Source organism: Mucilaginibacter sp. OAE612 (assembly GCF_041806395.1).
GTDB lineage: Bacteria > Bacteroidota > Bacteroidia > Sphingobacteriales > Sphingobacteriaceae > Mucilaginibacter > Mucilaginibacter rubeus.
This window is the reverse complement of sequence record NZ_JBGMUW010000001.1, coordinates 4,928,962-4,954,015: the sequence shown is the minus strand read 5'-3', so window position 1 is coordinate 4,954,015 and position 25,054 is coordinate 4,928,962. Positions and strand designations below refer to the sequence as shown.

Genomic DNA, 25,054 nt, shown 5'->3' with positions numbered 1-25,054 from the left:
TTTAGTTGAAATGTAAAAAACAACTATAGGCGCTATTAGTATAAATAGTTTAACGCTATCTGATCGTTGGCATTAAACGTACGGTCGGTACCGCTTGAGCAGGCTAACATCCAAGAGCCGGCATCTGCCTTGGTTGGTGTGCCCGGAATGTTGATAGCGCCTATGCCTGCCGAACCTTCGTTTACATGTCGGCCGCCGCAGCTGAACGCGCGGTTCATATAGTCGGTATGACGGAAACCGATACAATGGCCCAACTCGTGCTGAATAACTGATGTTACATAACCCAGATCAGGGTTAGTGCCATAAGCCTGTTCGTTGGTGTTCATCTGGATTTGGCTATACGGGTCGCCCGATGAAGTAGGGAAGCCTGATGAACCTAAAGTGATATAACCGCCGCTTGGGCCCTCGTTAAAGCCGATGATATCGATTGTGCCGCCACTGCTAACCATTTGAAATTTAAGCGTGAGGTTTAAAGCATTGTAACGTGCAACCGCCGCGGTAGCCGCGTTAAGGTAAACAGTAGGCAGGTTTGTAACTGATACGGTTACTGTCCTGGGCAGATTTTTAACCAGGTTTGTGGTACGGTACTGCTCAACATCGGCAATTCTTAAGGTAGGGCTGGTGCTTGCTTCGGCTAAATTAGCTTTAGTGAGCAGGATATCTCCTTCAACAAGATAGCCATCGCCCTGCCTGCGCACTTCATCGGTGCTGAAGCCTAAGTTTGTAATACTTTTCAGTACATCATCCGGAATAGCGGTTGGGCTGGTGGTTGTAGTTTTTGCAGCCTTGTCTTTTGAACAGGAGAATAGTACAGAGACTCCGACAAGCACGCTTAGTCCGATCCCTAATAATAGTTTTCTTTTCATTGTTTTCGTTACGTTTTAGATGTAAAAGAAGAATTAATTTCAGCAGCCGGCCAGCGCTATTAACTTATACGCAATATATAAATAAAATGTTATGAATTTATTAATAGAAAATAACAAAAAAATATTCTTTTTAGGAATTATTGTCTTTTTATTCGATTGATATCGAAATTATAATTGTCATTTTGACTATTATGCCAATTATAGCTTTGTTATAACCCAATGGGTATTTTTGGAGCAGACCCTTGTTGATTAATTAAAATTACCTTCGAATATATAAGGCCCCGCGTAAGCTTGACAAAGGCTTTTTTAGTTTCAGTACCCGTTTCCCATAGTCAATAACGGCTTTATATTTCATTAAAATATCTCCGCCCAAAACACCCAATACCTGCGGGTACCCCATTTGGCCGTAGGCGACATTAATAGTGGAAAGATCAAGCACAGCTACTTCAAATTCGGCGATAGGCAAGTCGCCGATGTGCAGGTCGCTGACTGTTGCTGTAAAAGATTCCATGGTATTAGTGCCGAGGCCAGTGGAGAGTTTATCGCTGGCTAAGATGTTCATGGTTTCATTGGCTTCGGAAAGCACCGTTTGATCAAAAGCGGTTTTTGACGCGCCGGTATCCAGCACCATAATAAAAGTTTTTTCAAACAGCATAACTTCAACCAGCGGGTGGAAACCATCGTCATGCAGGTCGATAATACGGAGCGGGACAGATATAATCATTGCAGGCATGCCAATTACAGATGTGCAAATGTGCAGATTAAAGCAGTGATTATTATTGATCCTGTTAGAAAAAAAATCCGGCAGTAGTTTTAGGATTTAATTAGATGGCATCTTTCACGGTGTGATCTTTCAATTGTGATAAGGTTTAGGCTTTAAAGATCACCAACAGGGAGTTAATTTTAACAACGCCTTTTAGTTTCTTTATAACGCTAAATTAGCGTTAACCATTAAGCCCTGCAATACTGAAAAAGTGGTATATCAGAATGCGCGGAATTTATTAATAGCTTCTACTTTATTTTGTACCTGCAGTTTGATGTAGGTATTGCGGATGTGTTTTTTAACGGTTCCGGTAGAGATATCGAGGCGATCGGCGATTTCTTTGTACTGGAGGCCGCGGGCCAGGTGGTTAAGTACTTCAACCTCGCGTTCGGTGAGGCTTTCGGCAGCAGGGGCAGGCAGTTTATCGGGTCGGCATTGAATGATGCGATGACCCTTCGCGAGATATAGGCGCTCATGGGGGAACCGCCTGCAGCAATTTCGGTAATGGCGTTCCTAATCTCATCGGCCGAAGATTCTTTGAGCATATAGCCGGTTGCGCCGCTTTTTAAAGATTCAAAAATATTGGTGTTGTCATCGTTGATGGTGCACATCAAAAATTCGGCATGCGGGACAAAGGGCTTGGCCCGCCGTATAAATTCAATGCCCGACATGCCTTCGAGGTTTATATCCACGATAAAGATATCCGGTTTAAGCTGGTCAATTTTTTTTAATACGGCTTCGGCATTGGAATAAGAACCAATTAAAGTTACACCGCTCATATCATGAATAATCTGTTCCAGCCCGCGCCGGTAATGTAAATTATCCTCTAACAAAACTATCTGGAGCATGCTTTTCGGTAAATATAAAATGCTAATTTCCTAAATTATCCCGGCTTTCTTTATACCTATTATGGGGTATACGCTAAAGGTTTAGTTTAAGGCCGATGGATGTGCCTTTACCGTGGGCGGTATCAATTTTCAGTTCGGCGTTCAATCTTTTTGCCCGCGTGTGAATATTCCGGATGCCCATGGTTTCGTGCTTGCGCACATCAGGGTCAAATCCGCGCCCGTCATCACGGATGCTGATCTGCAGCCGGTTTTTGTAAAGATTGATTTCCAGAAACGCGTTTTGTGCCTCCGAATGTTTAACAATATTGTTTAATACTTCCTTAACAAGGAGGTATACCTGGCGCCTTTTTTCGCCGCTGATGGTAACCGGGGTTTCGCTGACGGAGGCATTTACATGGAGGTCAATATTGCTGTATTCAAATATTTTAATGGCTTGTTTATGAATAAAGCCGGCCAGGTTGCTTACTTCGTCGTTTTCAGCATCAAGGCTCCAGATAATTAACCTTACCTGGGTAGATATATCGGTAATGGCTTCATGAATAGCGTCAATCTCCTTAAAAGCAGGCTGATCGGCTGTTTTGCGGCTGAGCAATTCGGTCCTGAGCTTAATACCGGAGATGCTTGCCCCTAAATCATCATGCACCTCACTGCTGATGCGCTGTCGTTCGCGCTGCAGGGCAAGGGCATTTTCATAGTCCTTTTTTTGTAAGCCGATGATGGATTGATAATATTTCCGTACCAACAGGAAAGCGATGATTATGGCACTTAATACAGCCACCACCTGCAGCCATAGCTGTTGGTACCATAAAGGCATAACGTCAAATTTAAAAATGAGCGGCTGGCTTAACTGGTTAAAACGGTCGGCAGCCAGGGCTTCTAACTCATAGTTTCCGGGGGGCAGCAGGTCGAACCGTTTTTCGCCGGAAGGCGCGACGCTCCAATTTTTATCAACCCCCTTAAGCCTGAAGCGGTATTGTATTTTGCCCATGCTTTTGTAGGATAGGGCAACGCAGTTAAATACAACAGGCCGGCCGTAAGTAAAGCTGTTTTGAGTTCCGGGTATCCCATCATTAATCAACACCGGTTTAGGCAGGGCGGTGTTCCCTAAATTTTGAGTAACGGCTATGCCCTGATCTGTAGCTATATAATAATCATGACCGTTCTGTACCACATCGGCAACGTTATCTGAAGGGAGCCCGTTACTGGTATTGAGTAAACTTATCCGGTAATTTTGATAATGATTATAGAAGCTGATAATGCTTACACCGTTTGCGGTGCAGACCCATAGTGTATTGTCATCTGTCCATACCAGTTTACGGATATCGCCTGAAAAAATAGCAGGAGATCTAAATTGAACAATTTTTTCGCCGACCAGCAAAAACACCCCCTGAGCTTCTGTGCCTATCGCACATACATCATTATTTGATGCCAGGCTCTTAACAACATTTATTCCTTTATCGGCCAGGATACGAATAGAGGAAAACTTGCCAGCGCCCCCGAAAGGTACAAACTGGTATAACCCGTAAAGTGAGCCTACGAGCATCTTACTCTTATACCATGTAACAGATGTCATACGTATAGGCTTAAAATTGTACCCCATTTGATGTTTCAACTCATCTGTCAAAACGCCAACTGCATTTTGTGTAAGAAAATATACTGTGTCGGATCGTGCAGCAATTCCTTTTATCGGGCCATAAAAAATTTTTACAGAATGCCATGATAATGGGGCCTTATTCGAAATATCTAATCTGAATATACCATTATCGGTACCAATCATGAGCCTGTTGCCCGGAATTGTAAGCAGATTGGTTATCCGGTTAAAGTCAGACCTGTCTTGATTTATAGTTATAGTACCAATCGGAGGCGTTTGATTTGCGCCAAGTTTCATATAACTCAGTGTGCTTAAAACATGCCCGGTAAAAAGGTAGCCTCCTGCAATGGCCAGTTTTAAAACATCTTCATTGGCCAGCCCGCTTTCTTTGTTAATGATTTTTACTTCGGGGTTAGTACTTAAAAAGAAGCCTTTGTCATAGCTGCCAAACCATAAATTATTTTCCCGGTCAATAACCGTGGCGGTAGTGATGTTATTATTAAGGTAATTTTTCCGTTCGCCGGTAAGATAGTTAATAATGTAGGTGCCCTGTTTTACCGTTGTAACGGCAAACGTATTTTTGCCGGTAAGGTAAACCGAAGTCACATTGCCGGTAAAATAGATCTTATTGAGCGGGATGATGCCGCTTTTTTGATACCGATAAACGTGTACCCAGTCCTTTGTTATCAGTAACAAATAATTTTGCTGTAAAGCCAACCGGTAAGGTTTGGTATTGGTATTGGCGGTTTGAAAACTTAACTGGCCGGCCTTAAGCTCTTCTTCGAGGATATCAAGATCATTTTCAGATAGGACGATCTCTTCTCCGTCAGAACCATAAATGTACCCGTTCAAATGCCGAATAGCATGTCTTTCCGATTTTAACTCTTCAAAATGATATACTTTGGTACTAAGCCCGTAATTTACACAGAGCTCATTATAACGGTTAAAAAAGAAATTGGCGAAGGGTGAAACGATTACTTTTTGAGATGAATTAAGCTTATGTATAAGCCCGTTTTCATAGTAACATACCCGGTAGTTATTACAGTAAAAGAAAATCCGGTGATAATTATCCTCGGCAATCCGGAAACACTCATTGTTTTCCAGCCCATCGGCCGATGTGAAGTTTTTAAAATGCTGGCCGTCAAACCTGCTCACGCCTTTATCGGTGGCCAGCCAGATAAAACCCCTGCTGTCCTGCATTAAATAGTTAACCCTTGAACTGGGCAGGCCATCAGGGGCGCTATAATTTTTCAGGTAAACTAACTGATATGGAATGTCGGCATATACCCGGCCCGGGAATAGAAACAATGTTAATATTAAAAGTTTAAAAAAAGGGCTTTTTAGCGGCATTCTATAATTTGTATCAATTTAACATCGCTGCTTTTTATCAATATGCAATGATACGGTGTATCGCTTTGTTTTGTTGTATCACCGATAAATTTAAAAAGAAATGATTTGCATTGAAATACAGTTTGAAAGCGGCGAGGGAGCAGATCCAGTGTAAAACGGACGTGTATATATGATTGATTGCCCATTAAAGCAAACAGCACAATAGCTTTTGGCTAATTGTGCTGTTTGACACTATGCTGTATGCTAAGATTAACTTTCGTTACATTGGGACGTAAAATTAAAACGGATACCCGATTGCGAGGTTAAATACGCTGCGGTTAAAATTAAAATCTCAACCGGTTGGCCAATACTATTATCTTTAATCAATGATTTATTATTATTTTTTGTTTTTTCATTATATCGTCGCCGTTTATAACGTGCAGGAAGTAAATCCCATTCGGAATATCTGCTGTACTTATTTTTATTTTACCTTTGATGCTAATGCCTGATTTTAACACCTTCCCTTTCTCATTATATAAAGAAACTTTATAATTTTCATATGAATTGCCAGGCACATCTGTTACATCCATGTCCGACGAGAGGTTTTTAATGTCTATATTTAATTCAGAGTTTGCTGGATTGGGATAAGCAACCAATGAATTGTTGGCAAATGAACTGCCACAATAAGTGTTATAAGCAACCCCTCGATACAAATCTATACCACATGGTTGCGTTACTTCGCATTGATAGTAAAATCTTGTGCAGGGAGCCATTGGATAACTTACAATCTGTAGTCCTGAGTTAATTAAAGCACCACGGGTTCCTCCCGTATTTTCTACATACCATTTATAATTGCCTGGTACTGTACCTGGTATTTGCTGAGCGGTTGCTGTTAGATATTGATAATGACTTGATTGATCGGACCTATCAACAACATTGCTTACAGTTAATGTTTGCAACCCAACGGCGATATTCTTTGTTAAAACTGCATTTTGCAATGTGGCTGTTAAGTCTCCATATTGAGAGAATGATGAAGGATTGTTTGTTACAGTAACGGAGTTTCCTGTAGATGATCCAACAATATTCACGTTGCCAGTTGTGGACCAAGTAACGGCTCCCGAATATAAATTGCTTCCTTGGTTAACTTTATAGACAGTATTCGTTCCGTTACAAAAATTATCCGGCCCAGATATGCTGACATCCAATGATTTGTAAATTACTATTTTATATATGTATATGTTGCCGTAGTTCTCAAAAGCAGTTGTAGTTCTGGAATTAATCCAAACGTGTGAATAGTCGATTCCCGGTGTGAATATAAACTCAGGTGTTTGTGGGCCAACAATAGTATTGTCTCCATTGAATTGCAGTGCTGGATTTGAAGAATTGGTCATTAAATCATAGGCTGGAATGGGAGTTGTATCGACATAACAATCCCTCCCGTAAGTGTAATCAGGAGTGTTAGTTAATTGCAGTTGTAACGCAGGAGGATGTGGCCCATAATTAGGATCGCCATCACCAAAATTACATTTCATTACAATCCTATATTTATATCCCTTTTGAAATAAATATTTAATCGTAAAGCTGTCTTGTTCTTTTTTCCATCCATGATCTGGATAATAAATTCCGGAAAGCGTCAGTGGATTTTTATCCAAGTATGCTGCGCCAGGGTTCCCTGTTACACCCCGCCACTCGTAACCAAAAATTGTCTGAGCATAAGTTCCGGCAGGTACGCATTGTCTATACGAACTACAGTGTTGAGAACCGGCAAAAGTTTGAGCGAAATAACTGTTATAAATATCAAATACTGTACTGTCAACTTTAATTTGTGAATAAGTGTTAAAATGTAGCAGGGTTGTGATTAAAATAATAAATAATTTTTTCATGCGTAAGGTTTATATTGGTACGCATAAATATATAAATATTATATATTAATTAAAATGGATATCCTATAGCTAAATTAAATACACTTCGATTAAAGTTGAAATCCCAACGAGGCTCGTTAGCACGAACATAAGGTGTTCGTAACGGGATACCTAAATCGGTACGAAGTACCAGTACCGTTAAATCAAACCTTAAGCCGAAGCCGGCATCAACGGCAAAATCGTTATAAAATTTCTTGCTGAACACTGCTCCCGGTTGTAGGCTGTTGGAGTGCAGCAGCCAGATATTACCTGCGTCAACAAATAAAGCTCCGCGTACAATGCTGAACAATTTTGGGCGGTATTCGATATTAGCTTCTATTTTGATATCGCCCGATTCATCTGCCAGGAAACCTCCGGTACCTAAGCCGGTTTGTGGGTCAAATGAGCCTGGTCCGATGGCCCTCGCCCTGAATCCCCGCAGGCTGTTTGGTCCGCCAATAAAAAACTGCTGGCTGTATGGCAACTGGCTTGAGTTGCCATAAGGTAAACCAACACCCACTATGAACCTTGTGGCAATAGTGCTGTTGGGTGCGGTTTTATGGAAATACCTGATCTCGTTTTCAAACTTTACAAACTGGTTAAATATCGCGCCGAAAAGTTTTTTAGGTTTTCCACCGGCACTATCGGCACCGGTTACCAAACCATATATGTTATTTGAGAGGGTTACTTTGCCATTGTAATAGAACGTATTGGTGCGGTAATCTTCGTTGGTATTGGTAAAGGTATAGCTGTAGCTTGGGCCCAATATAAACTGCTTGTCAATTACATGCTTTAAGGCCGGATTAACAGGGCCATTAGCCGGATTAATACTTGCCTTATATTCGTCGGATACGCTCAATGGATTTACAAATTGAAAATTGATGAGGTTGAGCTCATGCGAACGATGTTCTGTTTCGCGCCATTGATAACCAAATGATAAGTTATATGAATTTAAGTTGTATAGTTTTTGACGGTTTACTATGGAGTAACCAAGACTCAGGTTAGTATGCGGGATATAAGCATCGGCAGCCTTCGGGTAAATAGGCCCTATAAAACGTGGCCACGACAGTGTGGTTTGAATACCGGCCTGGTACACGTTATAGCCGGCATTTTGCCCCCCTGCCTGCACGTCGGTACTACCAAATAGGGTTACTTTCAAAGCCTCGGCGCCTTTAAAGGCATTACGGTTAAGCCAGTTGAGGTTAACCTGAGTACCTGTATAGTTTGCAGAGGTGGTACGACCTAATATATCAAGCGAGAGTGATTTCTTTTTGTATTGTGTGAGGAAGTAATAAACATCCAGCTTTGATGAATCGGCAGATACATCCTCAAACCTGTTTTTTACAAATTTGTAAGGGCCGAGGTTAATGAAGCGGTTAAGCGAGTTGTTATGCGCGGTGCGGTTGTAAACCTGGCCCGGGCGCATCAGCACGGTATTGGCAAAAGTGTAAGTATGCACTGTGTTGCGACGCTCAACAATGTTATACCATTTATAAAAAATGGCTTTGTCCTTCATCAGCGAAGTATCCCTTAACGAGTAACTCGGATACACATAAATATTGTTGATGGTATAAATGTTTTGGGCGCGACCAGGTGTTTCATTTTTAACAGCCACAAAAATATCAACCTGGTGCCCGGCTATAGTGCTATCCACGTGCATGATCAAATCTTCGGGCGAGAAATAATAAAAGCCTTCTTCTTTCAACCGGGCGTCAATACGCAGGCGTTCGGTTTTAATAACATCAAGGTTATATTTATCGCCAACTTTTAGCAGCGTTTTTGCCGATGTTCCGGCTACGGCGGTATCGATAGTGCGGTTACCCTGCGGAAATACTACTTTCCTGATTTTATAGCCCGGCCCGGTTACCGCGGTATAAACCGCTTTGGCAACTTTTGACGTTGGTTTTTTACTTACCGTATCACCGCTAACCTGCGCCTGAAAATAGCTTTCATTTTGCAGCCTGTTTTGCAGGATTTTGCTGTTTTGATCAAGGTTAACAGAACTAATAAGCACAGGAGGCTCACCTTTTTTATTAAGCCAGTGGGCAAGGCCTTTGGTTTTATTGGTTTTTGTTTTAAAGTACAGCCACAGTTTAAATCTCAAACCTAATATGGTACTGTTGGGCACAGGCCTTAGTAAAGCCCCAAGCTCTTCACTTAAAGCTTTTTTCTCGCTCTTTTTCAACACCGAATCTTTGATCACAACCTCGCCGCCTGTGTATAGTTTTTGGCCGGGCGCCAGGAACTTAGTGGTACTGCAGGCACTTAGTAAAACACATGATGAAAGCAGTATATATTTTAAATGTTTGGTCATGGGCTTAGTTTGAAGTAGTTTGCGGTTTGTTATCCTGTTGCTGCTGCATATTTTTTTGCTCCAGTGCTTTATCTGCTTCGTCCTGTTTTTCTTTTTTTTCTTTTTGTTCCTGTTTGTATTGGCGGCGTAACCGGCGTTCTTCAGGGGTAAGTTTGCGGAAGATCTCGCGGAAGCGGTTATAATCAACTGTTAAGGTAAAGCCCACACCGGTTTCAATGATCTGTCCCTGTATCACAATAAATTCGTCGCGGCGATAAGCGCGCAGGGTATAGCGTCCGTCTTTACTTAGTTTGTAGGCTATAGACACGTCGCCGGCTATATTAGATGCTTTTTGGCCCGGCTGATTGCCTTCCAGGTTAAAGTTATTGCCCACACTTACGGTAAGCCTGTCGTTCAGGAACCGTTTAGACAGGCCAACGTTGAGGTCGGTACGATTGGTGGCCGTGCCAGATGAATAATCCTCACCTGAGGTTAAACCGAAATTCAGATCAACTCCTGATATTAAACTTCCTGCGAGCCTGTTTAACTGGTCAGATAACAGGCTGCTTACGCTATTACGGATGGTGCCCTCTACGGTAGTACCCGCACCCTGGCTTTGCAGCGGATTATCGCCAATAAAGTGCCCCAGTACAAGTACACCTAATACTTGTTTATTAAGCTCGTTAGGATCCTGGCGTATCTGGGTAAGGCGGGTATTAACTGTGCTTACCACATCGGATGACACAGAATACGAGCTATCGGGCAATACAATGTCAAAGCTGATAGTTGGTGTGAGCAACTGATCTTTCAGGTTAAGGTTAACATTGAAAGGTAGTTTTTGCTTGTACATCGTACTATTTTGCGCATCCGAAAGCTGGTTTGAAACCAGGTCAATAGGTGGTACATTGGCTACGTAAATAGCGGTAAGATCAATATTGGCACTGGTTGGGTCGCCGGTCCAAACAATGGTGCTGCCTTTTTTAAAGTTAAAAGTGCGCTTGACAGTTGCATAGGCCAGGTTGTACGAGCCCGAGTTAACCACATAAGTACCGGTAAGGTTTATTTTGCCGCTTGGATCAATGCCGCCATTCAGGCTGGCCTCGCCTTTAAGATGTACGATATCGCCGTTTCGCTCATCAACTACAATAGTAAACGCTGCATTTTTGTTTACGTTGATAGTTGCAGAAACATCCAAACCCGTAACATCCGATTTCTTGAGCGAATCCAGTTGCCTGGCCAGCAAGATGGAATCCATTTTAGGGGCATCTTTATCAATAAAGTCAACCACACCCTTCCGGTCTTCCAGCGCCGGGTCGTTGGTAGGCAGCACAAAGGTCATGTCGGTTTTGTCATTAACAGTAAGGTTGGCATCAACCACCGGCTTAGTCATATTGCCGCGGATCTTGATGCGGGTATCCACGTACAGTTTACCGTAGTAAAGTTTGTTATCGACCTGGGTGGAGTTGGTCACCCTGAAGTTATTGGCGTTAATATCCATGCCGAAGGCAAAATCGGTGTAAGTTTTGGTGTAGATACTGCCGCTTACCACAGCCTTGTTGCCGGTCGAATCAACCAACGTAAAATCATTAAAGCGGATGCCTTCGTTGTTAAACGTAATGCTTTCCTGCGGCATGCGGAAGTAGGAGTTAAGCATAGCCACGTTGAAGCCTACTTTGCTAAAGTTGATATCTCCCCGTACCGAAGGCGCATCTGTAGTGCCTGATATTTTAAGTGCTCCGGTAATATTACCCGTGGCATTACGCAGGTTACCAAAGCTAAATCCCTCGATGCTCTTCATGCTCAGGTTCACGATATTCAGGTCGAGATCAAAACGGCTTTCGGGCGAGGTGTAGTAAGTGCCGTTCAGGTCAACCTGGTTGCCTTTGCCGGTTATACTCATTTGTGCTGCATACGCATTCTCGGTTTGGTTATTTACTTTGAGGGCAATGTTGCCCACAGTATCGCCCTTAAAGTTAAAATCATTAACGTTGATAGCAGCTGTAAATACTGGTGAGGCCTGGAAGTTACTTACCGTGGCATCTCCATTAATAACGCCACCTACCTGTAAGGAATCCTGCTTAGCCATTTTGGTAAGGGCTTCAATATGGAAGTTATCGAATTTGATATTCAGCGGACTGTTAAATTCCTGCGTACTGCTGTTAACACTAAGGATCTGGTTGTTGTTGCTGATGGTGAAGTTATGCGCCAGGATCCCTTTTGGCCCATATTGTAAAAAGTTATCGTCACTAACGGCCCATGGCAAATAATCCAGCAATAGGCCATCTTTATTAAAGCTGAACTGGTATTCGTTAGGTAATATGCTGAAGGTACCAGCTATACGGAAGCGTTCTTTTTTTGCCGCATCGCGGATTTGAATGTTTAAGCCTGCTTTGTTGTCCTGCGCAGCTCCGGAAATGCTGGCATACAACAGGTCGACAGACGATCCAACTTTAACCTCATCAACTGAAAGATTATAGTTAAGCGCGTTGTTAGCGGTGTTAATGTTAAGCGACGCTTTATTAATGGTATTAGTGCCGTAAACCACTTTGGGTATGGAGCCTTTAACAACAAGTTCACCGCTTTGGCTGTTGAAACTGCCATTCAGCAAAACAGGGTCGAGCTGTTTCAGATCGGGGGCAAACTGGGTAAGCAATGGCGTTTTAACCAGTTTGGCTTCAAACGTAAACTGCTGCGGAGAATATTTAACTGCAGGTGCCGGCTTGGTTTTGACGGGTTTACCGCCTTTGGTTTTTACCGCCACTTGTTGACCACCGGCGATAGCAGTGTTAAAATATTTATTGATCACATCCTGCAAGGCCGGAGCAATTTGGGTAAACTTGTACTTACCGGCCATATGGGCTGTCATTATAGATGTTTTTCAGGTGTAATGTACTACTATCAGCGCTGGCGGTAGAGATGAGGCTGATGGTATCCATCTGGATCCGTTGACCTTTGTTCACCACCAATAGATCGGTAGCTTTAATATCGGCGTTCAGGTAATCCGGATCGGCGGTTGGTACATCGGCCACGATCTTGCCATGGAAACGCATATCGTCCTTCACAAAATTCAGGTTTTTAAGGTTGATGCTATCCACATTAAGAGTAGCCTTCACTGCTGGATATTTTTTATTGAGATCAGCCTTCGCATTTAGGCTAAAATTAATGTTAGGATCTTTCATGGTAGCAACAGCGGTATAAGCCCCGTTGCTCGATGTACCTTTCATTACCAGGTTTTTGTACGTATAGCCTTTAACATAAGCCTTTGCAATATTGCCATTAAAAGCGATGCTGGCTTTTTTAGGATCGAGGCTTGTGCCTTTCACGTTGGCGCTCATGGTTATGCGGCCAACCATTTGCGGCTGTTTGGTAAGTGCGCCCACATTAAGTTCATTCGCCTTAATGTTGGCGGTATAAGTGGCCGCGTTTTTGTTTTTCCCGTTTTTTAAAGCAGCTACCAGATCAACTGCGCCATAACTCGAGCGCAAGCCCATTTTGGTATTAAAGCTGTACATGCTGCCTTTAAAAGTACCTTTCAGGTTCATTTTTTCGGGAATGCTCACATTTGGCGGGATGCTGCCGGCGGGGGCCAATTTGGCAATATCACTGCGACTGGTGCTGAAATCGGCAATGTTTACATCAAAGGTGGCCTTGTTTACGTCGGGCAGCCCTTTCATTTTAGCTGAAGCCTTGATATGCGTGCTGCTTAAGCCGGTAACTTCCAGGTTGGGGATCTCGAGGTTGTTCACTTGTCCGCTTACCCGGCCGTTGATCTTAAACACCGTACCCGGCGATGATTTAAAGGGCTCCATATTGGCCATGGTTGGCATCAGCAATAAAACATCCTTTAGGCCCAAACGGCTACCATCTAAATTGGCATTGATACCCAGCCCGCCAATGTTTTTGGTGATGGCATCAATAGAAGGGTAACGTACCTGTACCGACTTTTGCAATGTGGTATTCGGCGTTTCCAGTAACAGGTCATTCATATAAGCGTTAGTTGGCCCGTACAGGAAGGCAGTATGGAATTTATTGATCTTTAAACCGCTTTTTTCGGTAAAAGTAAAGGAGTTAATCTTGCCCGAAATGGTATCCGGGCTGTAGGAAATATTTTCGGCTTCGGCATTCAGGCTGCGGATATCCATGTGCCCGAAATCCAAGCCTTTGGGGATCGCTTTCTGCGCTTCGTTATCGAACTTAATATTATCGTTAGTAAAAGTAACCTTGCCAATGGTAGCCCTCCAGGCCGATTTGGTTGGTGATGATACCAGCGTATCCAGCTTTTTAATTGTTTTAACAACTTCTTTAACTACAGTTTTGGGTTTTGCGAGGGTCAATCCGGCTTTGGTATTGCTTAGCTCAATATTTTTAATTCCTACTTTTTGATTTTTCAGATCGATCTTATCCATCTCCACCAAAAATTTGCTTAGGTCTACCTTTGCACCCATTTCGGCGCTTTGGTAATCGACTTTGATTTTGGAGATATCGATCACGCCTAAATTCAAATCCATATTTAGTGGAGTGGTGGCGGTATCAGGTGGTGGGATAGCTTTGGTTGGTGTTTGGATGATCTTCGCGTTTACATCGCTCAGGGTAATTTTGGGTATGGTAAATTTCATTTTATCCATATCAAAATCCTTAACGCGGGTGTCAAAATGGCCTAATAAAAATTTCACATCGTTGCCGGTAATAGCATCCTTATATTTTACGTTGATCTTATCGAGGATGATCTTATCAACAGAAAACTTCATGGTTGATGTAGTATCGGTAGGTTTTACTTCTTTCTTTTGTTCGCCAACAAAAGCTTTGATGATGTAATCGAAGTTGAAAACGCTATCGGCACCCCGGTTTACATTGGCAGTGATGCCCTGCAGGTTTATCTCGTTCACTTCAACCTGGCTATGTAGCAGCTTGAGCATGCTGATATCAACCTTTAGTTTTTCGCCGGCTATAAGGGTGTCTTTTTTCTGGTCTTCAAAGTATACATCTTCCAAAACCAGCAGCTTGGGCAGGCCAAGGCTTATATGACCAATCTTAACCTTGGTATGGATCTTATTTTGTAAAAAAGTTACCGCTTTGTCTTTCGCAAAGTTTTGAACAGCAGGAACCTGTATTAAAATTACTACAAGGATAACCAGCAGAACTACACTAACCAGTATCCAGAGTATTGTTTTAAGGGCTATTCGTAGTGTTTTTTTCAATTGTATACGTATTTCAAAGGTGAAGATAGGGTTGCTTAATATATGCAAATAATACGCCACAAGCCCCCTCTAAATCTCCCCCGGAAGGGGAGACTTTAAAGCCCTCCCTTCCGGGGAGGGTTGGGAGGGGCTGGTCGCTTTTGTTTTTCAACATCCAAAACCATAAACTTGTTTTTTTGAATAACTTTGTAACTCATAAAGATTTTGTTGAAACGGATTAACTATGCCTGATTTTTCTCACCTCCACGTACATACTCAATTCTCCCTGCTCGACGGTGCAGCCGATATATCCAAGCTGTATAAAAAAGCCGCTAAGGACGGAATGAAGGCCCTTGCTATTACCGACCACGGCAACATGTTCGGCGTATTTAAGTTTGTGGCCGAAGCCGGCAAACACAATGTAAAACCCATTGTAGGCTGCGAGTTTTACGTGGTTGAAGACAGGCATAAAAAACAGTTCACTAAAGAAAATAAAGACGTACGCCGCCACCAGCTGATGCTGGCCAAAAACCCTACGGGCTACAAAAACCTGGTGAAGCTATGCTCATTAGGGTATATGGAAGGCCTGTACAGTAAATGGCCGCGTATTGATAAAGAACTTATTTTAAAATACCACGAAGGTATCATTGCTACTACCTGTTGTATTGGGGCTTCGGTACCACAAGCTATTTTAAGGGATACGCCCGAAAATGCCGAAAAGGAGTTTAAATGGTGGCTGGATTTGTTTGGTGAGGACTTTTACATCGAGTTGCAGCGCCACGAAATTCCGGAGCAGCAAATTATCAATAATGTGCTGCTCACTTATGCCAAAAAGTATAACGTAAAAGTGATCTGTTCAAACGATTCGCATTACGTAGATCAGCAAGACTCAAACGCGCACGATATTTTGCTTTGCGTAAACACAGGCGATATGCAAAGCACCCCAATAGCTACCGACGAGGAAGGTGGTAAAGGTTATCGTTTCGGTTTCCCTAACGATCAGTTTTACTTTAAAACACAGGAGGAAATGGGCAAGCTGTTCCATGACCTGCCCGAGTCACTGGATAATACCAATGAAATTGTTGACAAGGTGGAGGTGTTAAAGCTAAAACGCGATATCCTGCTGCCCAACTACGTAATTCCTGAAGAGTTTAAGATCCACAAAACACCCGATGCCGATACTTTAAATCAATGGGAATACCTGAAGCACCTTACCTTTATGGGCGCCAAGGAGCGTTATCGTGATATTAGTCCGGAAACCGAAGAACGCATCAATTTTGAGTTGTTCACCATTCGTACTATGGGTTTTGCAGGGTACTTCCTCATCGTGGCCGACTTTATCAGGGCTGGTCGTGATATGGGCGTGTTCATTGGCCCGGGCCGTGGTTCGGCGGCGGGATCGGTAGTGGCTTACTGTACCGGGATCACCAATATTGATCCGATGAAGTACAACCTGCTGTTTGAGAGGTTCCTGAATCCCGACCGTAAATCGATGCCCGATATTGATACGGACTTTGACGATGCCGGTCGGCAAAGGGTTATTGATTATGTGGTTGATAAATATGGCAAAAACCAGGTAGCGCAGATCATTACCTATGGTTCGATGGCTGCCCGCACCAGTATCCAGGACGTGGGCCGTGTATTGGATATGCCGCTGGCCGATGTAAGTGCCATGAAAAAGCTGGTGCCCGAAACCCTGGGTATCACCCTGAAAGATGCCATTGAACAGGTGCCTGAACTGAAGGAGATCCTGAACGGTAACGACCTTAAGGCACAGGTACTGCGTGAAGCTGAAAAACTGGAAGGATCGGTACGTAATACCGGTGTACACGCCGCAGGTATCATCATTGCCCCTTATGACCTTACCGAGATTGTACCGGTAGCAACAGCAAAAGATTCAGACTTACTGGTTACCCAATATGATGGCCGTGTGATTGAGGATGCCGGTGTAATTAAGATGGACTTTTTGGGTTTAAAAACCCTTACCATTATAAAGGACGCGCTGCGCATGATCAGGCAAAATCATGGTGTGGTGATCGATATCGACTACATCCCGCTTGATGATATTAAAACTTATGAGCTTTATCAGCGTGGCGATACCAACGGTACTTTCCAGTTTGAAAGTGATGGTATGCAAATGTACCTGCGCGAGCTTAAGCCCGATAAGTTTGAAGACTTGATAGCCATGAACGCCCTTTACCGTCCGGGCCCGATAGAGTATATACCAAACTTTATTGCCCGTAAGCATGGCCGCGAACCTATCGTGTTCGACTTGCCCGATATGGAGGAATACCTGGGAGAAACCTATGGTATTACCGTATACCAGGAACAGGTGATGCTTTTGTCGCAAAAGTTAGCAGGCTTTAGTAAAGGCGATGCCGACGTTTTGCGTAAGGCGATGGGTAAAAAGCAGATTGAGGTACTCAACAAAATGGAAGCCCAGTTTATGGAGGGCGCCGTTGCCAAGGGCCACCCTAAAGATAAGCTTACCAAAATCTGGACCGACTGGAAGGCATTTGCCCAGTACGCATTCAATAAATCGCACTCTACCTGCTACGCTTTCGTGGCATACCAAACGGCTTATTTAAAAGCGCATTACCCATCTGAATATATGGCGGCGGTTTTAAATAACCAGAATAACATTGAAAAAATCACCTTCTTTATGGAGGAGTGCCGCCGTATGGGCGTTGAGGTTTTAGGACCGGATATCAATGAGTCGGATATGGCTTTTGCGGTGAATAAACGCGGGCAGGTACGTTTCGGGTTAACCGGCGTAAAAGGTGTGGGTGATAAAGCGGTGGAAAGTATCATTGAAGAACGTAATGCCAATGGCCCGTTTGAAACGGTATATGATTTTGCACGGCGCTCAAACACCCGCAGTGTTAACCGTAAATCGTATGAAAACCTGGTTTATGGCGGCGCGTTTGATGGCTTCGGGATTCCCCGTGCCCAGTTTTTTGCCAAAACCGAGTTGGGTACGTTAACCGGTGTTGAACGGCTCATTAAGTACGCTAATGATTATCAAAACGTGCAAAGCAGCTCTCAATCATCATTATTTGGCGGTTCGGTAGCATCATATGTACCGGAGCCGGCTATGCCCGATGTTGAGGAATGGCCGTTGATAGAGAAGCTGAAGTACGAGAAAATGGTTATCGGGATCTATTTAACCGGTCACCCGTTAGATAATTATAAGGTTGAGCTTAAACGTTTCTGTAACGCTACCATCAGCGATCTGAAGCTAATGCAAAAAGCCCGCTCGGGCGAAGGCGGTGAAGATGTAACCGCTGCTTTTAATGAACTGCGCCGTCGGGGTGAGCTGCGGATTGGTGGTTTAGTATCAAGCGTTCAGCATAAAATGACCAAGACCGGTAAACCCTTCGGCACGTTTGTGTTTGAGGATTACAATGAATCGTACGAGTTTGCTTTGTTTGGTGATGATTATGTCAAGTTCCGCAATATGATGATGGAAGGCTACTTCCTGCATATTAAAGGAAACATTGAAGAGAAATTCCGCCAGAAAGATAACTGGGACCTGCGCATCGCGGTAATGGACCTGCTATCAGAAATGCGCGATAAGCTTACCAAATCATTAACGGTTTGCATTGATGTGCAAATGCTCAACAGCAAACTGCTGGATGATATTCAGCATATGATAGATGATAACAATCAAAAGTACCCGGTAAAAAACTGTAAGCTTCGTTTCCAGATCAAGGATAGAGAAGAGGTTATGCTTGTTGAGCTGTCATCCAAATCATTTAAAGTAAATCCAAGCGATGATTTTATGGCCGGGATCCTTAGCTTGACAAATGAGGAGCCGGTGTTGAGTTAAAAAGTTTTTTACTATGGAAGAAAAGAATCAAAACGAACCGCAAGATCATTGGGATGATGAAGATTTTTTGAATGAAATGCAATCACGAGTTGACGATTATGAAAGTGGTAGAGTAAAAGGTATTTCGTGGGAAGAGTTTAAAGCTAAAATCAGAAACCGTCATAATGATCTACTTTCAGAAGGGTAAAAATAGCATCACTGTCTTGAATTTGCGTGATACATTAAAATCAATAACTTGTGGTAGGTGTTTTCAACGTACTACAGGCTAAAAAAAAGACCATTAACTTTTCGATGAGGTTTTATTTGTTTTTATTCCCTAAATCTTCTCTTAGGTATATTAAATATTATTTTTGGAATTTCAGGCTTAGTTCTCTCGACAAGATAGTCTATAAAACAAATTGAATCTGTCAATAAAACGTCGATCAAATTTTCCCGGATTTTTACGTCAGTTGTCAAATTGTAAGATTCAATTGATTTAAACAAGCCTAAACAGCTTAACAAATAATAATCCAGTTCATCAGTTAGAAGTCCCACAGAATTTGGATCAACATCATATCCATATTCACTACCATAATATTTATCATATTCAGAATCTATTTTGATCTGAATACTTTTGGCCACTTTTAAATAACTTTCAAACTCATTAAAAAATTCTTTAGATGGGAAGTGCTTGTTTTTTGCCGATAATTCACTTCTTTCGCTAACATAGGAGTCATGATTATATTTACTATCGATATTGGGGTAATTCCAAGAGTATTCAGATTTGACTATTCCGCCAATTATTTCGAGCTTTTCGGAACTTACAAATTTTTCGATTCTTAGTGCCTCGATGATTTTTTCTAAATCAATCGCTTTTTCAGCGGATTCAAGGCTTTTTAAACGCTTAGAGAAAACTTCAAGTATTTCTTCCATCACATTAGTTTAATATTTCAACTCGCGCTCGTTTTTAACGAGTGCATAACCTTGGTTTGCGTTTATAACCCAACGGGCGATACAATCGCCCAACCATATTAAGCGCTCGTTGCAAACGAGCGCAAGAGCTTATACGCTTTCCTTCACCACGTCATCATCCTGTTTCACTAAAGTATAACAAGTATAATCAGGCTGAATTACTTCGCCGTTGGCGTTAGTAATGGTCATGTAGTGGCTGCCCCATCTTTCGAGGGTATAAAATATAGATGATAACTCCTGGCCTATGGGAGTAAGGGAATATTCAACCCTTGGTGGTACTTCGGGAAAAATGTGGCGGGATACTATGCCGTCTTCTTCCAGTTCGCGGATCTGTTGTGAAAGCATCTTTTCGGTCATGCCGGGAATGGCCCGGTTTATCTCGCTGTAACGCTTCTGACCACTTAATAATTGGTTGATTATACTCAGTTTCCACTTACCACTAATTACGCTTAGCGCCGCTGCCATAGTGCAGGAGTGATCGGAATGTCTGTTTTTTGTCATAATGAAAAAGGCGATATATCGATTGCATCAAACCGGCCCATAACCTACCAAAAAGTATGTTGCACACAAAATGGTGCATTCTTGTGGGGAGCTATAACTCACTGTACCTTTGATGTATCAAAACAAAGATAATGAAAAAGTTACAAGGAAAAACAGCAGTAATAACAGGCGGCAACAGTGGTATAGGCCTGGCCACAGCACAGGAGTTCATTGCACAAGGTGCAAAAGTGATTATCACCGGCAGGAACCAAAAATCAATCAACGAAGCGCTTGAAACACTTGGTGCCGATGCTCATGGTGTAATTGCCGACAGCGGCGACATCAACCAGGTTAAACAACTGGGTGAAAAAGTAAAAGCCATTGCCGAGAAAATTGACATCGTATTTGTTAATGCAGGTATTGGCCAGTTCAATTCAACTGAGCAGATGAGCGAGCAGATGTTTGATGATATCATGAACATCAACTTTAAGGGTGCTTACTTCAGTATTCAGCAATTGTTGCCTTTAATTAATGACGGCGGTTCTATTATTTTAAATACATCAATCAACGCGCATATTGGTATGGCCGGTGCAACTGTTTATGCAGCAAGTAAAGCAGCATTGCTTTCATTAGCTAAAAACATTTCGGCCGAGTTGTTGCCACGTCGTATCAGGGTTAACTCAGTAAGCCCTGGCCCGGTTGTAACACCTTTACACACCGCCGATAAATTAGGCTTAACACAGGAACAGTTAGAAGGCATGGGCTCTGAATTGATCAAACAGATCCCAATGGGCCGTTTTGGTTTGGCCGAAGAAATTGCCAAAACAGTTACTTTCTTCGCTTCCGACGATTCAACATTTATAACCGGTGCCGAGTTGATTGCCGACGGTGGTATGGCTACTTTGAAAGGCGCATAAGCCCCCTCTAAACGGCGTAGCCCTCATGAGCACTAAAAGCAAATTAACTGCGAATAATCTCCCCCTGAAGGGGAGACTTTAAAAATTGCTCCCGGAATAAATTGGGTGAGATATAGTGAATCGGAGTAATACATTAAACGACTGGTGGTTTAACTGCCAGTCGTTTTTTTGTCTGAACTCGAATTTCGATAATTAAACGAATTGACAGAATAAAAGGCAAATTCAATAAATTCAAATAATTACTTAAAATTCTTGTTCAGACAATAACATATTGCAGAGCGTAATGTTAATTAATACCGCCAATGTTAAAAAGTAACCCGCCCAAACAGTTGTATATGTGCTTTGTAAACAGGTTATTTGTGTTAATACGTCATGTCGCAAAGCTATATCTGAAGGTGTAAATGCGACAAATGGTCATGCCTGCGTTAAGGGCGTGGATTATAATAATATAATTGTCACATTGTCAGTAACGCACTTGTGGCAAGCAATTTGAATAGCATATATTTGTAAATACAAAATTTAAACAAATAGAAATCATGGCTTTAGAAATAACTGATGCAAACTTTGACGAGCTTGTCCTGAAATCAGACAAACCGGTATTAATTGACTTTTGGGCTGAGTGGTGTGGTCCTTGTAGGATGGTAGGTCCGGTAGTTGAAGATATTGCAAAAGAATATGAAGGCAAAGCTGTTGTTGGTAAAGTAGATGTTGACAACAACCCAGGCATATCTGTAAAATACGGTATCCGTAACATCCCTGCCTTATTGTTCTTCAAAAACGGCGAAATTGTTGATAAACAAATCGGTGCTGTGCCAAAATCAGTATTAACTGATAAACTGGTAAAACAGTTAGCATAACTCAAAGAGGCTTATTTAATGCTACACACTGTAGCATTAACACAACATATTTTTTGAAAAAGCGTTGCAATTTTGCAGCGCTTTTTTTATGTCTATATTAGCCTATGCCCAAATTAAACGATGATCAGCAAATAAGGCAACTGGCCAATCTCGAATTGCTGGCCCGGCAGGTGGTTGAAGGTTTTATCACCGGCCTGCACCAAAGTCCTTTTCATGGCTTTTCTGTGGAGTTTGCCGAACACCGGCTGTATAACAACGGCGAATCGGTAAAAAATATCGACTGGAAGCTGCTGGCCCGTACTGATAAATTGTTTGTAAAGCAATTTGAAGAGGAAACTAATCTTCGCTGTTTTTTGCTGCTGGATACATCATCATCAATGAATTTCCCCGAAACGGGTACCAATAAACTTCAGTTTTCTGTTTATGCCATAGCATCGCTGATGTACCTGTTCAAAAAACAGCGCGACGCTTTTGGGCTTTGTTTATTTTCGGATAAGATAGACTGGATCAGCGCGGCAAAATCAACCACTACGCACCTGTTTTATTTATATGCCGAGCTGGAAAAAATGTATGCCAGTCCTAAAGTAAACACGCAAACCAATATCACCAATGTGCTGCATCATATTGCGCAGGAAATTCATCAGCGTTCGCTGGTGATCATTTTTAGCGATATGCTGGAGAATAATCTGAATGCCGAAAAGCAGCAAGCTTTATTTGCGGCAATTCAGCATTTAAAGTTTAATAAGCATGAGGTAGTAATTTTCAATGTTACCGATAAGCAAAAAGAACTTGAGTTTAATTTTGATAACCGTCCCCATCATTTTGTTGATATCGAAAGTGGTGACGAGCTGAAGGTGAACCCGGCCCGCATCCGCGACGCCTACAGGGCATCGTTAAAAGAGTACCGCCATCAGTTGGAGTTAAAATGTGCACAGTATCATATTGATTTGGTTGACGCCAATATTCATGAAGGCTACCATCATATCTTGAACACGTACCTGGTTAAGCGGAATAAGATGATATAAAGTATTTTCATTATTAAAACGGATCATGAGCGTTTCGGAATATGCAATGCTGTAATTCAATAGTAAGACACATGTGATGCCTCTCTACGGAATAAAAAAAGGCTGTTACCACCGGAAAACAGCCTCTATAGTTAAATAGGGGATCTACTTATAAACTAAACCTTGTAAAGGTATTGATACAATGTGAAGATTAAGTGAAGTCGTTACTCACGGTTAAATATGAGGAATATGCTCGTTCCCCTGTCTTTTACCGAATCTATTTTTACCCTGATGCCATGAAAAGCGGTAATACTTTTCACAATAGCTAAGCCAAGGCCGTAGCTTTCCTTTTCTTCGGTCTCAAATTTTTCAAAGCGGTTAAAAGCGTTTTCTATTTGTTGTTGATCCATCCCCGCACCTGTGTCTGTAATTTCCAGTGCATACACATCTTCCTTCAATTCATCGGCAACGGTGATACTGCCTTTGGGCTTATTGTATTTAATAGCATTGTTTATCAAATTGAACAATAGGGTATGCATTAGGGGGCGGTTACCCATAATGGAGTAGATGTATTTAATGTTATTGTTGAAGGTGAGATGTTTTTCTTCCAAACGGTCTTCCAGTTCTTCCTGTATCTCCATAATTACACCTGCTATCATCACCACTTCGGCTTTGTCATATTGATTATTTTCAACTTTTGAGATGAGCAGCAGGCTGTTAATAATAGATTTAAGCCGGTTTAATGTTTTCAGCGAAGCGTGCATCTTGTTTTCGCTGGCTTCGCTGAGTTCTTCCTGCAATAAAATATTCTCCAGCCGGGAACTGATAATTGATATGGGCGTAAGTAACTCATGCGATACATTGGCAATGAACTGTTTTTCCAGCGCAAACAGGTTACTGATCTTTTTCATGAGTGTGCTGATACTGTCATCAAGCAGTTCAAAATCCTGTGTGGTGGTCTGGATCTTTTCATAATCAAAGTTCATAGGATCATTTACTTTGATCAGCTTGCGGTCGATGATCTTATAAAAGGGCGCAAGCAAAAATTTGGTAAACACCAGGTCGCTTACCAGTGTGAGGGCGAGTGCTATTATCAATGTCAAAAGGGTAAACCTTTTAATGATGGATTTTAATTCCTCAATGGAGGTAACTGACACGCCAATTTCAAGCAGATAGGTATGGTTGTTAAAATTAAACTGGTGAGTCAGGATGCGATAAGTTTGCGTAACCAGGTCACTGGTACGGGTTTCGGTTGTGAACTTTACAGCTTTCGTTTCGGTGGGTTCAAATTTAACAGGGGTTATAATAATGAACTCCTCTTTTAAAATATTATAATCGGTATAAGGCTTTTGATTAGCAAGCTTGCTGCTAATCTCTTTTGAACTGAGGTTTTTAAGCGTTTCTCTTTCATTTTCCTCAAGCCTGAGCTCTACATGATTATACGAGATCTTCTCGATAGAAAGCAGGATAAGCAGGCCAGTGAAAAGTATAATGGCTAATTTGGTTAACGTATTATAAAGGGCCAGTTTTACCTGTAATTTCATGAGGCTGTTAATTTCAAATGTTGATGCGGTAGCCGATGCTCCTTACTGTTTCAAACCAATCGATGGGAATATATGCCGACAGCTTTTTACGCAGGTTTTTAACGTGCACATCCACAAAGTTAGAGTCGGAATTTATTTCCAATACATCGCCCCAAACATGTTCGGTGAGGTTGGTGCGTGATATTACCCTGTTTTTGTTTAGCACCAGGTAGTTGAAAATTTCAAACTCTTTTTTGGTGAGGGTTATACGCTCATCATTGTAGGTAACGGTACGGTTTTGTATGTTGATCTTTAACCCTTTTACATTAATGTCATTACTCTCCAGGCGGTGTTTGCGGCGGGTGATGGCGTGCATGCGGGCTAATAGCTCGTTTAATGAAAACGGCTTTGCCAGGTAATCGTCGGCACCCTGTTCAAGGCCCGATACCCGGTCGTCAACAGCGCCGCGGGCGGTGAGGATAATTACAGCATCTTCGCGTTCGTTCATGCCTTTCAGCATTTTAAGCAGGTCAAAGCCGTCACCGTCGGGCAAGCCCAGGTCGAGCAAGATAAAGTCATAATTGTTTACGAAGATTTTTTCAGATGCCGATTTTTTGGTGCGGGCATGTTCAACCGTAAAACCTTCGTGGCTTAAAAATTCATCAACCTCAAGCGCAAGGCCTTTTTCGTCTTCAACAATTAGTACGTTCATAATTGTGTATTTA

Annotated in this window: 17 protein-coding genes and 1 pseudogene; 5 read left to right on the top strand and 13 right to left on the bottom strand. The window is 42.3% G+C overall.

Annotated features, from left to right (window positions below; genetic code table 11):
• Positions 1-35 precede the first annotated feature (35 nt).
• From ABID99_RS20390 to ABID99_RS20350, 9 genes and pseudogenes are all read right to left on the bottom strand, one after another.
• Positions 36-866 (bottom strand): M57 family metalloprotease, encoded by an 831-nt coding sequence (locus ABID99_RS20390; protein WP_090533853.1) that lies wholly within the window; start codon positions 864-866, stop codon positions 36-38.
• A 259-nt stretch (positions 867-1,125) separates the two neighbouring features.
• On the bottom strand, positions 1,126-1,599 hold the full coding sequence (locus tag ABID99_RS20385; protein ID WP_373614960.1) for an aspartyl protease family protein: 474 nt from the start codon (positions 1,597-1,599) through the stop codon (positions 1,126-1,128).
• Between the two features lie 249 nt (positions 1,600-1,848).
• Positions 1,849-1,992, bottom strand: coding sequence for a response regulator transcription factor (locus ABID99_RS20380; protein ID WP_373615917.1), 144 nt, complete (start codon positions 1,990-1,992; stop codon positions 1,849-1,851).
• Positions 1,993-2,144: 152 nt separating this feature from the next.
• Positions 2,145-2,477: pseudogene (locus ABID99_RS20375) on the bottom strand (response regulator transcription factor); the annotation flags it as partial.
• A 73-nt stretch (positions 2,478-2,550) separates the two neighbouring features.
• Positions 2,551-5,376: a two-component regulator propeller domain-containing protein gene (locus ABID99_RS20370; RefSeq protein WP_373614959.1), complete on the bottom strand. Its 2,826-nt coding sequence runs from the start codon at positions 5,374-5,376 to the stop codon at positions 2,551-2,553.
• Positions 5,377-5,780: 404 nt separating this feature from the next.
• Entirely contained in the window at positions 5,781-7,280 is a 1,500-nt protein-coding gene (locus ABID99_RS20365; protein WP_373614958.1) for a T9SS type A sorting domain-containing protein, read from the bottom strand.
• A 49-nt stretch (positions 7,281-7,329) separates the two neighbouring features.
• Positions 7,330-9,612, bottom strand: coding sequence for a BamA/TamA family outer membrane protein (locus ABID99_RS20360; RefSeq protein WP_373614957.1), 2,283 nt, complete (start codon positions 9,610-9,612; stop codon positions 7,330-7,332).
• Between the two features lie 4 nt (positions 9,613-9,616).
• Positions 9,617-12,457, bottom strand: coding sequence for a translocation/assembly module TamB domain-containing protein (locus ABID99_RS20355; RefSeq protein ID WP_373614956.1), 2,841 nt, complete (start codon positions 12,455-12,457; stop codon positions 9,617-9,619).
• Entirely contained in the window at positions 12,435-14,789 is a 2,355-nt protein-coding gene (locus tag ABID99_RS20350; RefSeq protein ID WP_373614955.1) for an AsmA family protein, read from the bottom strand. The genes ABID99_RS20355 and ABID99_RS20350 overlap by 23 nt, the downstream gene beginning before the upstream one ends.
• A gap of 223 nt (positions 14,790-15,012) precedes the next feature.
• Between ABID99_RS20350 and dnaE the strand changes: the two genes are divergently transcribed.
• Both dnaE and ABID99_RS20340 read left to right on the top strand, forming a co-directional pair.
• The gene (gene dnaE, locus ABID99_RS20345; RefSeq protein WP_090532008.1) at positions 15,013-18,597 is read left to right on the top strand and encodes a DNA polymerase III subunit alpha; all 3,585 of its coding nucleotides are present in this window, start codon (positions 15,013-15,015) and stop codon (positions 18,595-18,597) included.
• A gap of 13 nt (positions 18,598-18,610) precedes the next feature.
• A complete protein-coding gene (locus ABID99_RS20340; protein ID WP_090532006.1) occupies positions 18,611-18,784 on the top strand; it encodes an addiction module protein in 174 nt (57 codons plus the stop codon).
• A 122-nt stretch (positions 18,785-18,906) separates the two neighbouring features.
• Here the strand turns inward: ABID99_RS20340 and ABID99_RS20335 are convergent, their stop codons facing one another.
• Both ABID99_RS20335 and ABID99_RS20330 read right to left on the bottom strand, forming a co-directional pair.
• Positions 18,907-19,509, bottom strand: coding sequence for a hypothetical protein (locus ABID99_RS20335; protein WP_090532004.1), 603 nt, complete (start codon positions 19,507-19,509; stop codon positions 18,907-18,909).
• A 129-nt stretch (positions 19,510-19,638) separates the two neighbouring features.
• Positions 19,639-20,049 carry a helix-turn-helix domain-containing protein gene (locus ABID99_RS20330; RefSeq protein ID WP_090532002.1) on the bottom strand — a complete coding sequence of 137 codons (411 nt, stop codon included), beginning with the start codon at positions 20,047-20,049 and terminating at the stop codon, positions 19,639-19,641.
• 131 nt (positions 20,050-20,180) lie between these two features.
• Here ABID99_RS20330 and ABID99_RS20325 point away from each other — a divergent pair, with 131 nt between their 5' ends.
• The 3 genes from ABID99_RS20325 to ABID99_RS20315 all read left to right on the top strand — a co-directional run bounded on the left by ABID99_RS20325 (position 20,181) and on the right by ABID99_RS20315 (position 22,827).
• Positions 20,181-20,945 carry an SDR family oxidoreductase gene (locus tag ABID99_RS20325; protein WP_373614953.1) on the top strand — a complete coding sequence of 255 codons (765 nt, stop codon included), beginning with the start codon at positions 20,181-20,183 and terminating at the stop codon, positions 20,943-20,945.
• 536 nt (positions 20,946-21,481) lie between these two features.
• Positions 21,482-21,802, top strand: a complete 321-nt coding sequence (gene trxA / locus ABID99_RS20320; protein WP_090531998.1) for a thioredoxin — start codon at positions 21,482-21,484, stop codon at positions 21,800-21,802.
• Between the two features lie 104 nt (positions 21,803-21,906).
• Positions 21,907-22,827, top strand: a complete 921-nt coding sequence (locus tag ABID99_RS20315) for a DUF58 domain-containing protein (RefSeq protein ID WP_373614952.1) — start codon at positions 21,907-21,909, stop codon at positions 22,825-22,827.
• 203 nt (positions 22,828-23,030) lie between these two features.
• Here ABID99_RS20315 and ABID99_RS20310 read toward each other — a convergent pair whose 3' ends face one another.
• Positions 23,031-24,350: a HAMP domain-containing sensor histidine kinase gene (locus ABID99_RS20310; protein ID WP_090531994.1), complete on the bottom strand. Its 1,320-nt coding sequence runs from the start codon at positions 24,348-24,350 to the stop codon at positions 23,031-23,033.
• Positions 24,351-24,363: 13 nt separating this feature from the next.
• A complete protein-coding gene (locus tag ABID99_RS20305; RefSeq protein ID WP_091172639.1) occupies positions 24,364-25,041 on the bottom strand; it encodes a response regulator transcription factor in 678 nt (225 codons plus the stop codon).
• Between the last annotated feature and the right edge of the window lie 13 nt (positions 25,042-25,054).